17 protein-coding genes are annotated in these 19,386 nt (G+C 57.9%); 5 read left to right on the top strand and 12 right to left on the bottom strand.

Annotated elements, in window-relative coordinates; all coding sequences use genetic code 11:
• Nucleotides 1-42: 42 nt before the first annotated feature.
• The 5 genes from AOC04_RS02650 to AOC04_RS02630 form a co-directional block, all read right to left on the bottom strand.
• A complete protein-coding gene (locus AOC04_RS02650) occupies nt 43-582 on the bottom strand; it encodes a C40 family peptidase (protein WP_060691038.1) in 540 nt (179 codons plus the stop codon).
• A gap of 145 nt (nt 583-727) precedes the next feature.
• Nucleotides 728-1,351: a C40 family peptidase gene (locus tag AOC04_RS02645; RefSeq protein ID WP_060691037.1), complete on the bottom strand. Its 624-nt coding sequence runs from the start codon at nt 1,349-1,351 to the stop codon at nt 728-730.
• A 226-nt stretch (nt 1,352-1,577) separates the two neighbouring features.
• Complete coding sequence (gene hda / locus AOC04_RS02640; protein ID WP_003442781.1) at nt 1,578-2,282, bottom strand: DnaA regulatory inactivator Hda; 705 nt, start codon at nt 2,280-2,282, stop codon at nt 1,578-1,580.
• Between the two features lie 227 nt (nt 2,283-2,509).
• Nucleotides 2,510-3,583 carry an AI-2E family transporter gene (locus tag AOC04_RS02635; protein WP_060691036.1) on the bottom strand — a complete coding sequence of 358 codons (1,074 nt, stop codon included), beginning with the start codon at nt 3,581-3,583 and terminating at the stop codon, nt 2,510-2,512.
• A 34-nt stretch (nt 3,584-3,617) separates the two neighbouring features.
• On the bottom strand, nt 3,618-4,625 hold the full coding sequence (locus AOC04_RS02630) for a DUF2066 domain-containing protein (protein ID WP_060691035.1): 1,008 nt from the start codon (nt 4,623-4,625) through the stop codon (nt 3,618-3,620).
• Nucleotides 4,626-5,005: 380 nt separating this feature from the next.
• Between AOC04_RS02630 and purM the strand changes: the two genes are divergently transcribed.
• The 4 genes from purM to AOC04_RS02610 all read left to right on the top strand — a co-directional run bounded on the left by purM (nt 5,006) and on the right by AOC04_RS02610 (nt 7,944).
• Entirely contained in the window at nt 5,006-6,064 is a 1,059-nt protein-coding gene (purM, locus tag AOC04_RS02625) for a phosphoribosylformylglycinamidine cyclo-ligase (protein ID WP_003442788.1), read from the top strand.
• On the top strand, nt 6,064-6,714 hold the full coding sequence (gene purN / locus AOC04_RS02620; RefSeq protein ID WP_060691034.1) for a phosphoribosylglycinamide formyltransferase: 651 nt from the start codon (nt 6,064-6,066) through the stop codon (nt 6,712-6,714). Before purM ends, purN begins: the two co-directional genes overlap by 1 nt.
• Nucleotides 6,715-6,722: 8 nt before the next feature.
• Nucleotides 6,723-7,436: a DUF3108 domain-containing protein gene (locus AOC04_RS02615; RefSeq protein WP_060691033.1), complete on the top strand. Its 714-nt coding sequence runs from the start codon at nt 6,723-6,725 to the stop codon at nt 7,434-7,436.
• 325 nt (nt 7,437-7,761) lie between these two features.
• Nucleotides 7,762-7,944, top strand: a complete 183-nt coding sequence (locus AOC04_RS02610; protein ID WP_060691032.1) for a hypothetical protein — start codon at nt 7,762-7,764, stop codon at nt 7,942-7,944.
• 126 nt (nt 7,945-8,070) lie between these two features.
• Here the strand turns inward: AOC04_RS02610 and AOC04_RS02605 are convergent, their stop codons facing one another.
• The 7 genes from AOC04_RS02605 to AOC04_RS02575 form a co-directional block, all read right to left on the bottom strand.
• A complete protein-coding gene (locus AOC04_RS02605) occupies nt 8,071-8,616 on the bottom strand; it encodes a DUF2058 domain-containing protein (protein ID WP_060691031.1) in 546 nt (181 codons plus the stop codon).
• 22 nt (nt 8,617-8,638) lie between these two features.
• Nucleotides 8,639-9,472, bottom strand: a complete 834-nt coding sequence (mazG, locus tag AOC04_RS02600; RefSeq protein ID WP_060691030.1) for a nucleoside triphosphate pyrophosphohydrolase — start codon at nt 9,470-9,472, stop codon at nt 8,639-8,641.
• A 48-nt stretch (nt 9,473-9,520) separates the two neighbouring features.
• Nucleotides 9,521-11,773: a GTP diphosphokinase gene (relA, locus tag AOC04_RS02595; RefSeq protein ID WP_060691029.1), complete on the bottom strand. Its 2,253-nt coding sequence runs from the start codon at nt 11,771-11,773 to the stop codon at nt 9,521-9,523.
• A gap of 119 nt (nt 11,774-11,892) precedes the next feature.
• Nucleotides 11,893-13,245 (bottom strand): 23S rRNA (uracil(1939)-C(5))-methyltransferase RlmD, encoded by a 1,353-nt coding sequence (gene rlmD, locus AOC04_RS02590; RefSeq protein WP_060691028.1) that lies wholly within the window; start codon nt 13,243-13,245, stop codon nt 11,893-11,895.
• A complete protein-coding gene (cysM, locus tag AOC04_RS02585; RefSeq protein ID WP_060691027.1) occupies nt 13,245-14,147 on the bottom strand; it encodes a cysteine synthase CysM in 903 nt (300 codons plus the stop codon). Before cysM ends, rlmD begins: the two co-directional genes overlap by 1 nt.
• A gap of 140 nt (nt 14,148-14,287) precedes the next feature.
• Nucleotides 14,288-15,652 carry a sensor histidine kinase gene (locus AOC04_RS02580; protein ID WP_060691026.1) on the bottom strand — a complete coding sequence of 455 codons (1,365 nt, stop codon included), beginning with the start codon at nt 15,650-15,652 and terminating at the stop codon, nt 14,288-14,290.
• Complete coding sequence (locus AOC04_RS02575) at nt 15,642-16,370, bottom strand: response regulator transcription factor (protein WP_060691025.1); 729 nt, start codon at nt 16,368-16,370, stop codon at nt 15,642-15,644. The genes AOC04_RS02580 and AOC04_RS02575 overlap by 11 nt, the downstream gene beginning before the upstream one ends.
• Nucleotides 16,371-16,582: 212 nt before the next feature.
• On the opposite strand from AOC04_RS02575, the gene AOC04_RS02570 reads away from it, so the two are divergent.
• Nucleotides 16,583-19,348 carry a response regulator gene (locus tag AOC04_RS02570; protein WP_060691024.1) on the top strand — a complete coding sequence of 922 codons (2,766 nt, stop codon included), beginning with the start codon at nt 16,583-16,585 and terminating at the stop codon, nt 19,346-19,348.
• Nucleotides 19,349-19,386 lie beyond the last annotated feature (38 nt).

Genomic DNA, 19,386 nt, shown 5'->3' with positions numbered 1-19,386 from the left:
GTTGCTGGCAAGCAAGCTCGCTCCTGCAGGTTCGGCTTTCGATTACGGGTTGTGCGCCAGATGCTGCTCAGTCGGCAGTACGCGCTTGGCGTTCAGATAAGCTTTCTGCCAGTAGGCTTTGTTCAGACTGTCCAGCTTGACCGTGCCGCCCGTTGCAGGCGCATGCACAAAGCGGCCCTCCCCCACATAAATCCCCGCATGACTGACCTGCGAACCACCACTGGTGGCAAAAAATAGCAGGTCACCGGTTTGCAACTTGTCTTTGCCCACACTCTGCGCCCGCATCACGATCATCTCGCGGGTGGTGCGCGGCAAAGAAATTCCGGCGGCGTCGTTGTAGACGTACTTGATCAATCCACTGCAATCAAAACCTGAGTCCGGGGTATTACCGCCCCAGCGATAGGGCGTGCCCACCAGACCCAAGGCGCGAAACAGTACATCCGCGGCAATCGGCGAAGTGTCTTCAGGGGTGTTGGAGAATACGACCTGCTTTTGAACCACGGGGGGTGGCGGTGTGTGGCTGGCACAGGCACCAAGCAGTGATGCTAAGGTCAAAAGGGCAACGCGGGCCATGGTCGACATAAACAGAATGTTCCTGATTCTGGATACGGCTACTGTGGCCGCGAAACCCAAAGCCGCGAGAGGGGACACCTTCGCGGCTTCAGGAATTTAACTATGCGACCGAATTCTAGACCTTAGATGCCAAACTTCAAGTAAGACTTTAACTTTACTTGCGCGCAACTACGCTTGAAGGCGCCATCGCCAATGCACGCTTGGCTTCAATAAAGGTCTTGTTCCAGTAGGTATCGCCCAGGCTATCTATCCGGACCCCACCGCTGCGGCGGCTGCTGGAGTGGATAAACTGGTCATCGCCCAGGTAAATCCCGGCATGGCTGACCCGGCCACGACCATTGGTGCTGAAGAACAGCAAATCACCCGGCTTAAGGTTATTTCGTGCGACCAGCGGTGCATTTACGTTGATCATTTCGCGGGTAGAACGCGGCAATTGCATGCCCGCTTCTTCCTTGAACAGGTATCCGATGAACCCGCTGCAATCAAAGCCCGCCTCAGAGGTGCCGCCAAAACGGTAACGGGTACCGATCAAGGACATGCCACGCTCAAGAATGCTGTCAGCCAGGGCTGGCAATTCGTAAGGTTTGTTGTTGGCAGAGAACTGGGCCAGTTCTTTTTCAGTCGCCAGTTCTTCCTGATAAATAGCGGAAGACCGGGATGAAGATGACTTTTGAACCTGCTGATCGACAACTTGCTGTGACACTGGCGTGTGAGCAGCGCAGCCAAACAACAGGGTAACGAGTGCGAGAGGCACGAGGGGTGCGAAGCGCTTTAGCATGGGCACGACCGTGGCTTGTAAGAAAAGTAGCCGAGACTATGCCTTCTATGATCCTCATTTGCAAATTCAATCGATCCAAATGTGACTTGGTGGTTTTGTCATGACATCTAAGGCTTTACACCCCTGACAATCGATTTTGCGCGTACAGCCCCTGTACGGCGCGGTTTTCTGGCGCCTGAAAGTTGTCTAAACACCCTGAAACAGCGAAAAAACTGCAGGGGCCGTGTTACCAGCCGAGGGTTTCTTTCAAGAAGGGAATGGTCAGCTTGCGTTGCGCTTGCAAAGACGCCTGATCGAGCCGCTCGAGCAGATCGAACAGGGCGCTCATGCTGCGGGTGCCTCGAGTGAGGATAAAATGCCCCACTTCATCCGTCAGGTGCAGCCCCCGGCGCGATGCACGCAATTGCAAGGCGCGCAACTTGTCTTCGTCAGATAAAGGGCGCATCTGGAAAACCAGAGCCATGGTGAGACGTGATTTGAGGTCGGCCAGCTTGATCGGCAATTCACGGGGTGACGCCGAAGCAGCGATCAACAGGCGGCGCCCGCTGTCACGCAGACGATTGAACAGGTGAAACAGCGCTTCTTCCCAGTCGGCACGCCCGGCCACCGCCTGCAAGTCATCCAGGCACACCAGCTCGTACTGTTCAAGGTTGTCGAGGATTTCAATGCCGCGATCCTGCAGCTCGGCCAGCGGCAGATACACGGCCGGCTCACCCATCTGTTCAAAGCGCAGGCAGGCCGCCTGTAGCAAGTGCGTACGGCCTACGCCCTGCTTGCCCCAAAGATAGATCAGACTTTCTGTCCAGCCGGCGTCGGCTTCGCACAGACGTTCGACATAGCCTAGTGCAGCGGCATTGGCGCCTGGATAGTAGTTTATGAAGGTAGCGTCATCACGCAGACGCACACCTAGGGGCAGCTGAATCGGTTTCATGCTGACTGAACAGTTCAAACGAACCGTTAGTGGCCTCTGTGTAAAGTTTGCAAAGTTTATACCCGTGTAGCCGGGCGCACAATGTAACAGACCACGAACAAAATCAAAGGTTTGCGTTAACGTACTGGATTGCATGAGCTTTTTCTTGAGGGCAGGCAAATTGACGTGCCGATAAAAAAGGCCGGCCCATCGCAAAATGAGCCAGCCTCTCTCAGACCCTCGTACCGTTACAACTGGGGGTCTTCATCGCCTTTATAGACTTGCGAGTCCTTGTACATCTCGTGCATGTGGCGCACCAGCACCATGATTACGGCAGCTATCGGCAACGCCAGCAGGACCCCGGTAAAACCAAACAATTCACCACCCGCCAGAATTGCAAAGATCACCGCCACCGGATGCAGACCGATTCGGTCCCCCACCAATAATGGTGTGAGCACCATGCCTTCCAGCGCCTGTCCGACCATGAATACCGCAACAATGCCGAGCATCGGATACAGGTCGCCGCCAAACTGGAACAGGCCCGCAGTCAGGGCCGCGCCGATCCCGATGATAAAGCCCATGTAGGGCACGATGGCTGCCAAACCGGCCATCAGCCCGATCAACAGACCCAGCTCCAGACCGACCAGCATCAGCCCCGCCGAGTAAATCACCCCCAGCGCGAGCATCACCAGCAACTGACCACGCACAAACGCACCAAGCACGTCGTGGCACTCTTTGGCCAGCGAGACGATCCGCTCTTCACGATCACGTGGCAGCAAACTGCGGATTTTGGCCAGCATGATGTCCCAGTCGCGCAGCAGATAAAACGCCACCACCGGGATCAGTACCAGATTGGCCAGAAACCCCACCAGCGCCAGACTTGAAGCAGTCGCCTGCGACAGCACTACCCCGACAATGTCGCCTGCCTGCCCCATGTGCTCGGTGATCGCCGCCTTGATCTTGTCAAAATTCCAGAAACCGTCACCCAGGCCGAATTTGGTTTGTACCCACGGCATGGCCGTGTGTTGCAACCAGTCCAGTACCTGGGGTGCCAATTGATAAAGTTTCATCAACTGCTTTGCCAGCAACGGCACCAACACCAGAAGTAACGTCATCAAAATGACGGTGAATACCGCGAAAACCGTTACCACACCCCAGGTTCTTGAAAAGCCGAATTTTTCCAGGCGATCAACAATAGGGTCGAACATGTAGGCCAGGACAATCGCGACCAGGAACGGCGTGAGTATTGGATGCAAAAAGTACACGAACAAAGCCGCTGCTACCGCAACGCCCCACCACACCCATTGCCGCGAATCTGCCATGAACTGCCCATCCTTTTATATAGAAGAGAAAAACCTACCAGCGAAAGTGTAGTTGCGCGCCCGATGCAGCAGTTGCGCCAGGCGCCTGGTCAGCGGCCACTTCATGCAACTGGGCCAGGCCAAGCTGCGAGCGTAACTGATCGGCACTACCGTTTACCTGATAAACAATACGATCACCGTCAACGCTTTTAAGCTGCCCGCCAAACGGTTCCAGCAAACGCGTCAACTGCGCATAACGCTCCAGCGTCATGCCCTGCACTTCCAGCAACTGTTCAGTGGAAATACCGGGCTTGACCGCGTAACGCGGGGCCAGCCGCTGACTCACCGCCAGCATCACTGCATCAGCCAGAGCGGCCTGATCGGGCGCTTCAGCACTGCCTTGCTCTTGCTGCTCGCCAACCCACAAACGCCACTTGGCAGTCCACTTACCCTCATCTTCATGGGCATGCACGGCCAGCAAGGCATCTGCGCCGTAACGCTCGGAAGCATCCTTCAAAGGCGCAGGGTTACTGCCCTCGAGATTTTCCGCAGTGCCTACCAGTTGCTCGCTCAAGTCAGCCAACGGCAGGCGCAACGGCAAGCCACGATGTTGTGCTGCCAGACGCAAAGGCTCGGCGGCAGACTGGCCATCACCGACCAGGCTCGAGCCGTCCACCGAATCATTCAACCACCAGCCGAGCAGTGCCGGACGGTTGGTACCCCACAACGACAACCCGGCCTGGCGCAGGGCGCGATCAGTGCTCACGGGATCGAAGTCCACTTGCAGACTTTCTGGCGGGCCCGCGTCATAACCGTATTGGCTGATGATTTGTTGGGGGTCTTTGCGGATGGCTTCCAGTGCCGGGCTTTGCACAGCCTTGGCATCACCCGTCAGACGCAAAACCAGGGTTTCCAGAGCCTTTTGCGTGGCCTGGGTACGCTCCTCCGGGGTTTGACTACTTACCGGCTCACGCACCTGATACAGACCGGTCAGGATTTCGGCATGACTGGCCAGGCTAAAAAATGACAGACAGCCCACAGCTAAAAATTGGTGAAAACGCATGAAAAATTCCCGACGGCAAAAGGCAGTATGAAAAGCCGTATAAAAATACTCGACAGGGGTTCAGACAGGGCCACGGCCAAATCATTCACCTCCCGCCTTGCAGTTTTATTCGGTGATAAAAAATCAAAACGCAACATCTATACCTTATACAGGCCCGAGCACAGACCCTAGTACGACTAAAAAAGGTTTTTTTAGACAGATATAACCCTGCCTGTCGGCCCGAGGATGGCCGCTGCCCTTCAAGCCTGATAAAATCGCGCGCCTTCGCAGACCGGCAACAGCCGGGCGCCATGTAAATGCTCCGTTCCATACCTGAGCACGTGCAAGCCAGCCCTCTGAACTCGGTCGATACCCCCGAATCCCCCCTAAAGGCCTGGATTATGAGCAAGCAACCATCCCTGAGCTACAAAGACGCCGGTGTAGACATCGACGCCGGTGAAGCATTGGTCGAACGCATCAAGAGCGTGGCCAAGCGCACTGCACGCCCGGAAGTGATGGGCGGCCTCGGCGGTTTTGGCGCCCTCTGCGAAATTCCGGCTGGCTACAAGCAGCCTGTTCTGGTTTCCGGCACCGACGGTGTAGGCACCAAACTGCGCCTGGCACTGAACCTGAACAAACACGACAGCATCGGCATCGACCTGGTTGCCATGTGCGTTAACGACCTGATCGTGTGCGGCGCCGAGCCACTGTTCTTCCTCGACTACTACGCCACCGGCAAGCTCAACGTAGAAACCGCGACCCAAGTGGTTACCGGTATCGGCGCTGGCTGTGAACTGTCCGGCTGCTCGCTGGTTGGCGGCGAAACCGCTGAAATGCCTGGCATGTACGAAGGCGAAGACTACGACCTCGCAGGTTTCTGCGTCGGTGTTGTAGAGAAGTCCGAAATCATCGACGGCTCCCGGGTTGCTGCCGGTGACGCCCTGCTCGCCTTGCCGTCTTCGGGCCCGCACTCCAACGGCTACTCGCTGATCCGCAAGATCATCGAAGTGTCCGGTGCCGATATCGAAAACATCCAGCTCGACGGCAAGCCGCTGACCGACCTACTGATGGCGCCGACCCGTATCTACGTCAAGCCGCTGCTCAAGCTGATCAAAGACACCGGCGTTGTCAAAGCCATGGCCCACATCACCGGTGGCGGCCTGCTCGACAACATCCCGCGCGTCCTGCCCAAGGGTGCTCAAGCGGTGGTTGACGTTGCCAGCTGGCAGCGCCCGGCGGTATTCGACTGGTTGCAGGAAAAAGGCAACGTGGCCGAAACCGAAATGCACCGCGTGCTGAACTGCGGCGTAGGCATGGTGATCTGCGTAGCCCAGGCCGACGTAGAGACCGCCCTGAACGTACTGCGCGAAGCGGGCGAGCAGCCATGGGTGATCGGCCATATCGAAACGGCCGCCGAAGGCGCGCCACAAGTTGAGCTGCAAAACCTCAAGGCGCACTAATGCCTGACACCTGTGATGTAGTGGTGCTGCTTTCCGGCACCGGCAGCAACTTGCAAGCCTTGATCGACAGCAATGACATCAAGGACAGCCCGGCTAAAATCCGCGCGGTAATTTCCAACCGCGCAGATGCCTACGGCCTGCAACGCGCCAAAGACGCAGGTATCGATACCCGCGTACTGGATCACAAAGCATTCGAGGGCCGCGAGGCCTTCGATGCTGCACTGATCGAAGTCATTGACACTTTCAAACCGCACCTGGTGGTTCTGGCCGGATTCATGCGCATTCTCAGTGCAGATTTCGTACGCCACTATCAGGGTCGCCTGCTCAATATCCATCCCTCGTTGCTGCCCAAGTACAAAGGCTTGCATACACATCAGCGCGCGCTGGATGCGGGTGATGGCGAGCATGGCTGCAGCGTGCACTTTGTGACCGAGGAACTCGATGGCGGGCCTCTGGTCGTACAGGCAGTAGTGCCGGTAAAGCCAGACGACTCGCCACACAGTCTGGCGCAACGGGTTCACACCCAGGAACACCGGATTTATCCGCTTGCAGTGCGCTGGTTTGCCGAAGGTCGTTTGTCACTTGACGAGCAAGGCGCATTATTAGACGGTCAATTACTTGCGGCCAGCGGCCACTTGATACGAACCTAGGAGACATTATGCGTCGTGCCCTGCTCCTCGCCCTCAGCCTGCTGACTATTCCAGCAGTGCAGGCGGCCGATCTTCAGCCTTTCAACGCCAGCTACACCGCAGACTGGAAACAGTTGCCAATGAGCGGTTCTGCCGAGCGTAGCCTGACTAAAAACAGCGACGGCAACTGGACCTTGAACTTCAAGGCCTCGATGCTGGTGGCCAGCCTGAACGAAGAAAGCACCCTCAAGCTGGAAAAAGACCAGCCGGTTCCCCTGACCTACCACTTTGAACGTGGCGGTCTGGGCAAGGCTAAAAACGTCGACCTTAAATTCGACTGGTCCGACATGACTGTCACGGGCACCGACAACAAAGATCCGGTGAACGTGAAGCTGCTGACCGGCATGCTCGACAAGTCGACCTACCAGCTGGCTCTGCAGCGTGATGTGGCTGCGGGTAAAAAATCGATGAGCTATCAAGTCGTCGACGGCAATGACGTAGACACCTATGACTTCCGCGTCATTGGCCCGGAAGTAGTCGACACCAAAGCCGGCAAGGTAGATGCGATCAAGGTTGAACGTGTTCGCGATCCGTCCCAGAACAAGCGCATCACTGAAATGTGGTTCGCCAAGAACTGGGATGGCCTGCTGGTAAAATTGCGTCAGGTTGAAAAAGACGGCAAGGAATACAACATCATGCTGCTGGACGGCACGGTGAATGGCAAAACCGTCAAAGGCAATTGAGTTAGCAACTGGCTTCACGACAAAAACCTCGCTTCGGCGAGGTTTTTTCGTTTCTGAGCGTCATATCTGAGTGCAAAAGCGCTCCCCCCGTAGGAGCTGATGCAAACCTCTCCTGCCATCAAAAAAGCCTTCGAACATGAAACTTTTGTCATAAAACTATCGGCCAATTACGTAAACACCCCGTCGTTAAAGGGCTGCAGCGTTTAGGCGTTTTTAACGACATGACAGCATGACAATTGGCTATTTACTTAGGAAGCTAACAAATTCTATAAAGAAGGCCTGCGACGCCTTGCCGCAGATCCCCATCAGAATTTGGAGCAAGCAGATGACTATCAAAGTAACTGAACGCGACGATTCACGTATGTTCCACCAGCTTGTGGCCCACGGTGTTCACCTGTGGGACGTGCACCAGGAAGACGTGCTGGTTGGTATGTTCCACCGCGAAAGCGACGCTCAAAGCTATAAGGCAGAGCTGGAAAAGCTGGAAGCGCAGAAACTTCAGGCATGAATCACTGAAACTACAGACTTGAAAAACACAAACCCCGCCGAAGCGGGGTTTGTCGTATCTGAGACTGCAAATACTTGCTCGCAGCATTTGATCTTGAAAGATCGCGAGCAGCTCGCTCCTACAGCCTTACCACATCAGATCGTCAGGGATCTGATAGGCCGCGTACGGGTCGTCCTCCTCCGGCGTCTTGACCTCGGTCAGGATGTTGAGCTGGACAATACGACGCGGGTCGCGCTCCTGGATCTTCAATGCCGCCTCACGCGGAATCACTTCATAGCCACCCTGGTGCTGCACAATCGCCAACGCACCATTGGCCAGCTTGTTGCGCATCAAGGTGTTGACCGACAGGCGCTTGACCTTCTTGTCGTCTACAAAGTTGTAGTAATCCTCGGTGGTCAGCTTGGGCAGACGCGAGACTTCGATCAATTGCTTGATCTGTGCTGCACGGGCCTTTTGCTCGACCTTTTCCTGCTGCTGGCGATTGAGCTCCTGGTCGCGCTTGACCTTCTCGGCCTTGGCTTCGGCGGCCAGACGCTGTTGAGTGTCGTCCTGCTCAATCTGGCCTTTGTGTACCAAGCGTTGCTGTTTTTGCTTTTCTTTGCCGGCCTGTTTGGCCTGCTTCTCGTTGACCAGTCCGGCTTTGAGCAACTGGTCGCGTAGGGAAATACTCATCTACTTACTCACTTAGGCAAACTCAGCCGCAGCTGGGTAAATTCTTTTCCTGACGCTTGGCTTCGCCCCACAGGGCGTCCAGGTCTTCAAGGGTGCAATTTTCAATGGGACGCAGGGTATCGCGCAATGCCTGCTCAATAAACCGGAAACGTCGATCAAATTTAGCATTGGCACCGCGCAAGGCCGTTTCGGGGTCAACTTTAAGATGCCGCGCCAGGTTCACTACCGAAAACAGCAGGTCGCCAATCTCATCATGGATTGCCACCGAATCGTTGTCCGCCATGGCCTCGAGCACTTCGTCCAGCTCTTCACGCACCTTGTCCAGTACCGGCAAGGCCGCCGGCCAGTCAAACCCCACCTGCGCCGCCCGCTTTTGTAACTTGGCGGCCCGGGACAAGGCAGGCAAGGCCACAGGCACGTCATCGAGCAAGGACAACTGCTCGGGGGCCGTGGACTTTTCTGCTCGCTCCTCGGCCTTGATCTCATCCCAGCGCACCTTGACCTGCTCTTCGCTCAAGCGAGGTACGTCCAGCGGCGCATACAGATCGCCCGTGGGGAATACATGGGGATGACGACGAATCAGCTTGCGGGTAATGCTGTCGATCACCCCGGCGAATTCAAACCGCCCTTCTTCCCGGGCCAGCTGGCTGTAATACACCACCTGGAACAGCAGATCGCCCAGTTCGCCCTGTAAGTGTTCAAAATCGCTTCGCTCAATGGCATCAGCCACTTCGTAAGCTTCTTCGAGGGTATAGGGCACGATCGTGGCGTAGGTTTGTTTGATATCCCACGGGCAGCCGTACTGCGGGTCGCGCAGACGGGCCATGAGGTTAAGCAGATCATCAAGTGTGTACATCGCAATCTCTATTCCACATTACCCTGCAGGAGCGAGCTTGGTGTTGCCTCAGCGTGGCTCGCTGCGCCCTATACGACGGGTTTCGATGATGTTGGGCAACTGTGAGATTCGCCCCAGCAAACGCCCCAATGCATCCAGCCCCGGAATCTCGATGGTCAGAGACATCAACGCAGTGTTGTTCTCCTTGTTCGAGCGGGTATTGACCGCCAGCACGTTGATCCGCTCGTTGAGCAGTACCTGCGACACGTCACGCAACAGCCCCGAGCGGTCGTAGGCACGGATCTCGATATCGACCGGATAGGTCGAGACCGGGATCGGCCCCCAGTTCACCTGAATGATCCGCTCAGGCTCACGGCTGCCCAGTTGCAGCACCGAGGCGCAGTCCTGGCGGTGAATGCTGACGCCACGGCCCAGGGTGATGTAGCCGACAATCGCATCGCCCGGCAATGGCTGGCAGCAACCGGCCATTTGGGTCAGCAGGTTGCCTACGCCCTCGATCTGGATGTCTCCACGCTTGCCCGGTTTGTAACCGGTGGCCTTGCGCGGGATAAGCTCCATCTGCTCGTTGCCGCGCTCAGGTTCGACCAGCTGTTGCGCCAGGTTGATCAGTTGCGCCAAGCGCAGGTCGCCGGCACCGAGCGCCGCGTACATGTCCTCGGCGGTTCGCATGTTGGCTTTGTCGGCGAGCTTCTCGTAGTCCACACCCGGCAAGCCCAGGCGGCTCAACTCGCGCTCAAGCAAGGTTTTACCGGCGGCGACGTTCTGGTCGCGAGCCTGCAATTTGTACCAGTGAACGATCTTGGCCCGCGCCCGGGACGTGGTGATGTAGCCCAGATTCGGGTTCAGCCAGTCGCGGCTCGGCGTGCCGTGCTTGCTGGTGATGATCTCGACTTGCTCACCCGTTTGCAGGGTGTAGTTGAGCGGTACGATGCGCCCGTTGATCTTGGCGCCACGGCAGTTATGGCCGATCTCGGTGTGCACCCGGTATGCGAAGTCCAGTGGCGTGGAGCCTTTGGGCAAATCGATCGCATGGCCGTCCGGGGTGAAGATATAAACCCGGTCCGGCTCGATATCGACCCGCAACTGCTCGGCAAGGCCGCCAATGTCACCCAGTTCTTCGTGCCACTCCAGCACCTGGCGCAACCACGAAATCTTCTCTTCGTACTGATTGGACCCGGCCTTGACGTCGGTGCCCTTGTACCGCCAGTGCGCACAAACCCCCAGCTCGGCTTCTTCGTGCATGGCATGGGTGCGAATCTGCACTTCCAGAACCTTGCCTTCAGGCCCGATCACCGCAGTGTGCAGTGAGCGGTAACCGTTCTCCTTGGGGTTGGCGATGTAGTCATCGAATTCTTTGGGGATATGTCGCCACAACGTGTGGACGATACCCAATGCGGTGTAGCAATCGCGCATCTCCGGGACCAGAACCCGAACCGCACGCACATCATAGATCTGGCTGAAGGCAAGTCCCTTGCGCTGCATTTTGCGCCAGATGGAATAGATGTGCTTGGCCCGGCCGCTGATATCGGCATCAACCCCGGTGGCCACCAGTTCAGTACGCAACTGGTTCATCACGTCACTGATAAAGCGCTCACGATCAAGCCGGCGCTCATGCAGCAAAGTGGCAATCTGTTTGTATTGTTCAGGCTCAAGGTAGCGGAAGGACAAGTCTTCCAGCTCCCACTTGATATGGCCGATACCCAGACGGTGCGCCAGCGGCGCATAGATATCGAAGACTTCGCGGGCAACGCGATTGCGCTTTTCATCCGGCGCATTCTTGACCGCACGAATGGCGCAGGTACGTTCGGCCAGCTTGATCAGTGCGACACGCACGTCATCGACCATGGCAACGAGCATCTTGCGCAGATTCTCGACCTGGCCCTGAGTGCCCAACACCATGGATTGACGCGGACTGAGACTGGCGCTGATGGCGGCCATGCGCAGCACGCCATCAATCAGTTTGGCCACAACCGGGCCAAAACGCTGGCTGACGGCAGGCAACAACACCTGCCCTTCGCGAACACAGCGATAAAGAATCGCGGCCACCAGAGAGTCTTGATCCAGCTTGAGATCAGCGAGAATCTCGGCGATTTCCAAACCGGTCCTAAAGCTAGACATGCCTTCGGTCCACAGGTTTTTTGCCGCATTGGCTTGCTGTTCCGCCTCACGCGCAAACTCGCACGCTTCTTTCAAGGCTTCACGGTCCAGCGCCATATCGACACTCACCGCATGATCAAGCCATGCCTCGAGGTTGAGACTGCCGTCGGTGTTGATCGGCTGGTGTGCTCTGACCTGTACCATCTTGCTTACCTTCCCTACGACACAGATTCAATGTGTCAAAATCACCGACCCTAATACCAGCCGCATGCTGCAGAGCTCAGCAGCACGCGGTTGCGGGTCCGTCGAAATAGACAGACGTCCTAGTCTGCTTCAAATAACGCCATCGCCTCGACATGCGCTGTTTGCGGGAACATATCGAGGATTGCGGCACGTTTTAACCGATAACCCTGTTTCATCAACTCAACGGTGTCGCGCGCCAGCGTGGCCGGATTGCACGACACATACACCACACGCCTGGCTCCCAGAGCCGACAGCTGGCGCACTATTTCATAGGCCCCGTCACGCGGCGGGTCGAGGAGCACGGCTGCAAAACCCTCTTTGGTCCATGCTGCGTCAACCAGCGGCTGCGACAAGTCAGCCTGAAAAAACGCTGCATTATGCAGGTTGTTGCTGACCGCGTTTTGCGCGGCGCGTTCGACCATAGTCGCAACGCCTTCGACAGCCACCACTTCGCGCACCTGGCGCGCCAGCGGTAATGCGAAGTTACCCAGCCCACAGAACAAGTCAAGAACCCGTTCGTCAGCTTGCGGATCAAGCCACGCTAATGCTTGAGCCACCATGGATTCGTTGACGCCGGCGTTGACTTGAACAAAATCACCCGGACGATAGGCCAACTCCAGACCCCACGTTTGCAAACGGTAGCCCAGGCTCTGGCTAGCATCGACCGGCTGCGGCCCCGCGTCGCCATGCAGCCATAATTGGGCGTCATGGGTACGGCAAAAATCTTGTAAAACCTGCATATCGGCATCGTTGAGCGGTGCCATATGGCGCAGCAACACGGCAATCGCCGAACCACTGAACAATTCCACATGCCCCAAAGCCTTGGGGTTGCTCAGTTGACGCAACATGGCAGGCAACCCGGCCATGACAGGTTGCAAAGCCTGTACCAGCACCAGACAGTGATCGATGGCCACGATGTCCTGACTGCCGGCAGCGCGGAAGCCGACCTCCAGGTGCTTGGCCCGTGCATCCCAACGCACCGCAATACGGGCCCGGCGGCGATAGCCAAACTCGGGGCCGGTCAGCGGCGGTGCCCACTCCAGTGGTTCGACACCGGCAACACGGGACAGTTGCTCGGCGAGCATGCGCTGTTTCAGTGCAAGCTGCTCTTCATGGGGCAAGTGTTGAACGCTGCAACCACCGCATTTGCCCGCATGTACGCAAGGGGCCACGCGTCGTACGTCGCTGGCCTTGAATACGCGTTCGGTACGCGCTTCGACGACCTTAGCGTGCGCACCCAAAACCCGTGCTTCAACTTCCTCACCGGCCAGGGCACCCGACACAAACCAGGTACGGCCTTCAACAAAGGCAATGCCACGACCGTCGTTCGCCAGGCGTTCGATGCTCAATCGCTGTTTCTTGCCCACAGGCACTTGCGGGGCCTTGGTGCCTCCAGCTGGCTGGAAGCGCAGACCTCTTTCTTGCTTAGCCATCAGTTGGGCTCATCGTAAATGCCGGTCGACAGGTAACGATCGCCCCGGTCGCAAATGATCGCGACCATCACCGCATTTTCGACTTCTTGCGACAAGCGAAGCATCGCTGCCACTGCCCCGCCGGAAGACACACCGCAGAAAATGCCTTCTTCGCGGGCCAGACGACGCATCACGTCTTCGGCTTCGCGCTGGGCCATATCGACGATCCGGTCAACCCGGTCGGCCTGATAGATCTTCGGCAGATACTCATGCGGCCACCGACGGATGCCCGGAATGGCAGCGCCTTCCATCGGCTGTAAACCGACGATCTGTACATCCGGGTTTTGTTCTTTGAGGTAGCGCGAAACACCCATGATGGTACCAGTGGTGCCCATCGAACTGATGAAGTGGGTAATCGTGCCTTGGGTCTGACGCCAGATTTCCGGGCCGGTGCTGGTGTAATGCGCCTCGGGGTTATCACCGTTGGCGAACTGGTCGAGCACCTTGCCGCGGCCTTCGGCCTGCATCTTGTCGGCCAGGTCGCGGGCCCCTTCCATGCCCTCCTCCTGACTGACCAGAATCAACTCGGCGCCATACGCGGTCATGGCAGCCTTGCGCTCGGCACTGGAGTTGTCGGGCATGATCAGGATCATCTTGTAGCCCTTGATTGCGGCAGCCATGGCCAGCGCAATCCCGGTATTGCCCGAGGTGGCTTCAATCAAGGTATCGCCGGCCTGGATCTGGCCGCGCGTTTCGGCGCGGCTGATCATCGACAGAGCCGGGCGATCCTTGACCGAACCCGCAGGGTTATTCCCTTCGAGCTTGAGCAACAAGGTGTTGGTGGTGTCTCCAGCCAGGCGCTGCAGGCGCACCAGCGGAGTGTTGCCGACGCAATCGGCGATAGTGGGGTACTGCAATATCATGGCGTATTCGCAATCCAGACCGCGGGGCCGCACATCATACCGACAAACGCCCAGAGCCCATATCACGCAAAGTGCGATGCTTATGGCTAAAAGCTATAAGACGCTAGGGCAAACCCTGGAAAGCCGGCCCCCACGCGTAATCAGGGGTGCCCGGGGCAAGCCGGTAACCGGATGTGCACGCGCAATCCCTGGCCGACATTTTCCGCCCACAAACTGCCGCCTTGCAGCCGCAACGCATTGCGCGCAATGCTCAAGCCCAGGCCAAAGCCGCCGTCGCCGGGGCGCGAGCCGTCCAGTCGGGTAAAGGGAGCAAATATCCTCTCCAACTCCTCAGGTGCCACACCGCCGCCCTGATCGTCGAGCCATAAGTGCCACTCCTCGCCTTCACGCCGACCGTTCAGACTGACCGTTCCTTGTGCCGGTGAATGACGGATGGCATTGCGCAGAATGTTCTCCAGCGCCTGCGCCAGGCTATTGAGATGCCCTTGCACCCAGCAATCGGCAGTGACAAAGCATGGCAACCGCGATTCAGGCCAGCCGCTTTCGAACCGGGCGTTTTCAGTCAGCATCTCCCACAACGCCTGGATCTGAATGTCTTCCACCGGTAGCGGCCCGCGCTCGGCATCCAGCCAGGCCAGTTGCAGGGTGTCTTCAACCAGGCGCTGCATGCCGTCAACTTCACGGCTCAAGCGTTCGCGCAGGGCTTGCAGGTCCTGCTCGCTGTCACACGCCACCCGCAGCCGGCTCAGGGGTGTACGCAGTTCATGGGACAAATCGCGCAGTAATTGTTGCTGCTGGTTCACAGTGCTTTGCAGACGCTCGGACATCTGATCGAAAGCCCGCCCCAGATCGCCGAGCTCGTCCTGGCGACTGGTGGTCTGGCTCGACAGGCGAGCTCCCAGCTGATCGGCACGCCAGGCGTTGGCCTGTTGACGCAGATGGTTCAGCGGCACGATCAGCAAACGGTACAGGCCCACGCACAGCAACAAGGTGAACACGCCCGGAATCAAGCCATTGGTGACGATGCGCCAGATCAATTGTGAACGCCCCGGCATGAATCGCTGCGGCAGCTCGATCACCAGATAGCCGGCCGACGGATCCTTGGGGAACGGAACCTTGATCCATGGCCGGGCTGTTTTGATGTGGCTGACGGGCCAGTCCAGCCCGCGCAAAAAAGTCATGCGCTGGCTTTCACGGTCACTCAGCGGATAACTGCTCAACGCTTGCAGGTCCTGACCTATGACCCCGATCCAGCCCGGCTCCCGAGGGCCCATTTGCGCCAGCCACTGATCAACACCCGCTTGCTGGCCGGTGTCCCAGGCGCGCTCGGCCTCCCCGGCATAGCGCACCAGCGTGTTGTGCGCCAGCTCGCTCAAAAAGCCGGTGCGTTTGTCCATGTAGCGGCCCCACGACCAACTGAGCCAGATCATCAGCAAACAAAAGGCCACCAGCAAACAGGCCAGCTTCCAGAACACCGAATGTTTGCCGGGCACTTTATAGGGCATCACTGGCGCTCAAAACGTAACCCTTGCCCCAAACCGTGCGCACTTCATGCGTGTGGTAACCGATGGTCTTGAGTTTTCGCCGGATCTGGCTGATGTGCATGTCCAGGCTACGGTCATGGGCCGCATAGCCTCGCTGCAGCACTTGTTGATAGAGGAACGCCTTGCTCAACACTTCATCAGGATTGCGCTGCAGCGTCTCGAGCAAACGGTATTCGCTGCGGGTCAAACCGGCCCATTGCAGGCCATAACGCACATCGCCAGCGTCTTCATCGACAAACAGCCCGGAGTCGGCCGGGGCTGAATCCGCGACAGGGGTTGGCCGCGGCATACGGTCCAGCGCCACCCGGCGCAGGATGGCCTGAATCCGCACCCGCAGTTCAGCCATGCTGAAAGGCTTTGGCAGATAGTCATCGGCCCCAAGCTGAAAGCCACTGATACGGTCTGCCTCGGCCCCCAGTGCCGACATTAGAATCACTGGCAACGCATGGGTCTGGCGCAATTGCGTGAGGACCTGCAGGCCATTCATGCCCGGCAGCAGAATGTCCATCAGCACCACGTCAAACGGCTCTTGCCGGGCAAGCGCCAATCCTTCCTGACCGTTTTGACACCAAACGACATCGAACCCGCAGCGCAGCAACTGCTCATGCAGGTAGGCGCCCAGTACGGGGTCGTCTTCAATCGCCAGCAAGCGGGACGGGGTAACAGGTACGGGATTCATTAGCGTCTGCAAGTCATTCTCAATCGTGGATTATTCAAGATTGAGTCACCACGAGCAACCGCCACAGGGTCAACAAAGTCTGATATCGATCAAGCACCTGGCCTTGACGGCAAATTTTCAGGGATTTGCCGGGCGGCAAATGGCTACACTGGCATCTGACCTGCGCCGCGAGCTCGGGAAACGCTTATAAGAATGTAGGGCTGGAGAGTTGCGTGCTTAAGAACCTGGGGATCAAAGGTCGTGTGTTGTTGCTCACGTTATTGCCCGTCACGCTGATGGCGATGGTACTGGGGGGTTACTTCACATGGTTGCAACAGTCGGAGTTGCAATCGCAGCTGTTACAGCGCGGCGAAATGATCGCAGAACAGCTAGCCCCGCTGGTGGCTCCAGCAATGGGCCGCCATGACATCCCGCTGCTGACCCGCATCGCCAACGAATCTCTGGAACAACAAGACGTGCGGTCCGTGGCATTCCTGGACGCCAACCACGAGCTTCTGGTCCATGCCGGCCCGACCATGATCAACCAGCCGCCACTGGGCAGCGGCACTCAATTGCAGCAGCGCTCCGATAACGATGCCACCCGTTATCTGTTGCCCGTGTTTGGCCGGCATCGCAATCTGGCCGGCGATGTCATCCCCAATGAAGCCCATCGCCTGCTGGGCTGGGTAGAACTTGAACTGTCCCATAACAATATGCTGCTGCGCGGTTACCGCAGCCTGTTTGCCAGCTTGTTGCTGATCGCTGGCGGGCTGGTATTTACCACTCTGCTGGCATTGCGCATGAGCCGCACGATCAATGCTCCCCTGGACCAGATCAAGCATGCGGTGTCGCAACTCAAGGACGGCCAGTTGCAAACCCGCTTGCCGCCCCTTGGCAGCCATGAACTGGACGAACTGGCCTCGGGTATCAATCGCATGGCCGAAACCCTGCAAAATGCCCAGGAAGAACTGCAAAACAGCGTCGACCAGGCCACCGAAGACGTTCGTCAAAACCTTGAGACCATTGAAATCCAGAACCTGGAGCTCGACCTGGCCCGCAAGGAAGCCCTTGAGGCAAGTCGCATCAAGTCCGAGTTTCTGGCCAACATGAGCCACGAAATCCGCACCCCGCTCAATGGCATCCTGGGCTTCACCCACTTGCTGCAAAAAAGCGAGTTGACGCCCCGCCAGTTCGATTACCTGAACACCATAGAAAAATCAGCCGACAGCCTGCTCGGGATCATCAACGAAATTCTGGATTTCTCGAAAATCGAGGCGGGCAAGCTGGTACTCGACAGCATCCCGTTCAACCTGCGCGACTTGTTGCAAGACACCTTGACCATCCTCGCGCCCTCCGCCCACGAAAAAAACCTGGAGCTGGTCAGCCTGGTCTACCGCGACACACCGTTATCACTGATCGGCGACCCGCTTCGGCTCAAACAGATCCTCACCAACCTGGTGAACAACGCCATCAAGTTCACCCGTGAGGGAACGATCGCGGTGCGGGCCATGCTCGAAGATGAAGATGACAACACGACCGATGGCTGCGTGCAGTTGCGCATCAGCGTGCAAGACACCGGAATCGGCCTGACCAGCCAGGATGTGCGGGCCTTGTTCCAGGCCTTTAGCCAGGCTGATAACTCCCTGTCGCGCCAGCCCGGCGGTACCGGCCTGGGCCTGGTGATTTCCAAACGGCTGGTCGAACAGATGGGCGGTGAAATTGGCGTTGAAAGCACACCCGGCGAAGGCTCGGTGTTCTGGATCAGCGTCAAGCTGCCCAAGGCCCGTGATGACGCAGAAGATTTGCCTGGCGCAGTGTTGTCGGGCCATCGCGTGGCGCTGCTGGAAAAACACGACCTGGCGCGCCAGGCGTTGCAACACCAATTGGAAGACTGCGGACTTGATGTCACGCCATTTACTACCCTGGAAAAGCTCACCAATTGCGTGACCGGTGCCCATCAGACACCTCTGGCCATTGATCTGGCGGTGCTCGGGGTCACGGCCAACGACATGCCTCCCGAGCGGCTCAACCAGCACATCTGGGACCTCGAACATATGGGCTGTAAAGTCCTGGTGCTGTGCCCGACGACCGAACAGGCGCTGTTCAATACCTCGGTGCCCAACCCCCATAGCCAGTTGCAATCCAAACCCGCCTGCACCCGCAAACTGCGGCGGGCGCTGGCTGATCTGATCAACCCCCGACAAACGCGTACCGAGCCCGGCGAACTGCTGGCCAGCCGCGCGCCACGGATCCTGTGTGTCGATGACAACCCGGCCAACCTGTTGCTGGTGCAAACCCTGCTGGAAGACATGGGCTCCAGGGTAACGGCCGTAGACAGTGGCTATGCCGCCATTGAGGCGGTCAAGACCGAAGCCTTCGATCTGGTGCTGATGGACGTACAGATGCCCGGCATGGACGGTCGTGAAACCACCGAGGTCCTGCGCCAGTGGGAAAGTGGGCAGCACAACGCGCCGCTGCCCATCGTCGCGCTGACCGCCCATGCCATGGCTAACGAAAAACGGGCGCTATTACAGAGCGGTATGGACGACTACCTGACCAAACCCATCAGCGAGCGGCAATTGGCGCAAGTGGTGTTGAAGTGGACCGGGCTGGCGTTGCGCAACCAGGTCCAGGAAAGCGGCTACGAAGCCGCCCGCCCCAACGCCAAGTTGCCGATACTTGATCACGAAGAAGGCCTGCGCCTTGCCGCCGGCAAGGCCGATCTGGCTGTCGACATGCTGGCCATGCTGCTGGCCTCGCTGGAAGCAGACCGTGAAGCGATCCTGCAGGCTCGTAAAGAGCAGGACAACAATGCATTGATTGAACGTGTTCACCGCTTGCACGGTGCTACCCGTTATTGCGGAGTCCCGCAATTGCGCGCCGCCTGCCAACGCAGTGAAACCCTGCTCAAACAGGAAAGCCCGCACGCCTACGCGGCCCTCAACGAACTGGACGAGGCCATTATCCGCCTGGTCAAAGAAGCACGCAGTACGGCGTAAACAAGACGGTTAAACAACTGAAACTGACCACCCGGCAC

The organism is Pseudomonas versuta, from assembly GCF_001294575.1.
Lineage (GTDB): Bacteria > Pseudomonadota > Gammaproteobacteria > Pseudomonadales > Pseudomonadaceae > Aquipseudomonas > Aquipseudomonas versuta.
The sequence above is the reverse complement of the archived record's forward strand: the minus strand, read 5'-3'. Positions and strand labels throughout refer to the sequence as shown.

Bases quoted from the DNA above. Each gene is read 5' to 3' on its own strand.
- AOC04_RS02615 (WP_060691033.1), top strand. From the start codon at position 6,723: ATGCGTCGTGCCCTGCTCCTCGCCCTCAGCCTGCTGACTATTCCAGCA.
- AOC04_RS02575 (WP_060691025.1), bottom strand. From the start codon at position 16,370: ATGAATCCCGTACCTGTTACCCCGTCCCGCTTGCTGGCGATTGAAGAC.
- AOC04_RS02630 (WP_060691035.1), bottom strand. From the start codon at position 4,625: ATGCGTTTTCACCAATTTTTAGCTGTGGGCTGTCTGTCATTTTTTAGC.
- AOC04_RS02610 (WP_060691032.1), top strand. From the start codon at position 7,762: ATGACTATCAAAGTAACTGAACGCGACGATTCACGTATGTTCCACCAG.
- AOC04_RS02635 (WP_060691036.1), bottom strand. From the start codon at position 3,583: ATGGCAGATTCGCGGCAATGGGTGTGGTGGGGCGTTGCGGTAGCAGCG.
- AOC04_RS02645 (WP_060691037.1), bottom strand. From the start codon at position 1,351: ATGCTAAAGCGCTTCGCACCCCTCGTGCCTCTCGCACTCGTTACCCTG.
- mazG (WP_060691030.1), bottom strand. From the start codon at position 9,472: ATGTACACACTTGATGATCTGCTTAACCTCATGGCCCGTCTGCGCGAC.
- cysM (WP_060691027.1), bottom strand. From the start codon at position 14,147: ATGATATTGCAGTACCCCACTATCGCCGATTGCGTCGGCAACACTCCG.
- purN (WP_060691034.1), top strand. From the start codon at position 6,064: ATGCCTGACACCTGTGATGTAGTGGTGCTGCTTTCCGGCACCGGCAGC.
- AOC04_RS02580 (WP_060691026.1), bottom strand. From the start codon at position 15,652: ATGCCCTATAAAGTGCCCGGCAAACATTCGGTGTTCTGGAAGCTGGCC.
- hda (WP_003442781.1), bottom strand. From the start codon at position 2,282: ATGAAACCGATTCAGCTGCCCCTAGGTGTGCGTCTGCGTGATGACGCT.
- relA (WP_060691029.1), bottom strand. From the start codon at position 11,773: ATGGTACAGGTCAGAGCACACCAGCCGATCAACACCGACGGCAGTCTC.
- AOC04_RS02605 (WP_060691031.1), bottom strand. From the start codon at position 8,616: ATGAGTATTTCCCTACGCGACCAGTTGCTCAAAGCCGGACTGGTCAAC.
- purM (WP_003442788.1), top strand. From the start codon at position 5,006: ATGAGCAAGCAACCATCCCTGAGCTACAAAGACGCCGGTGTAGACATC.
- AOC04_RS02650 (WP_060691038.1), bottom strand. From the start codon at position 582: ATGTCGACCATGGCCCGCGTTGCCCTTTTGACCTTAGCATCACTGCTT.
- rlmD (WP_060691028.1), bottom strand. From the start codon at position 13,245: ATGGCTAAGCAAGAAAGAGGTCTGCGCTTCCAGCCAGCTGGAGGCACC.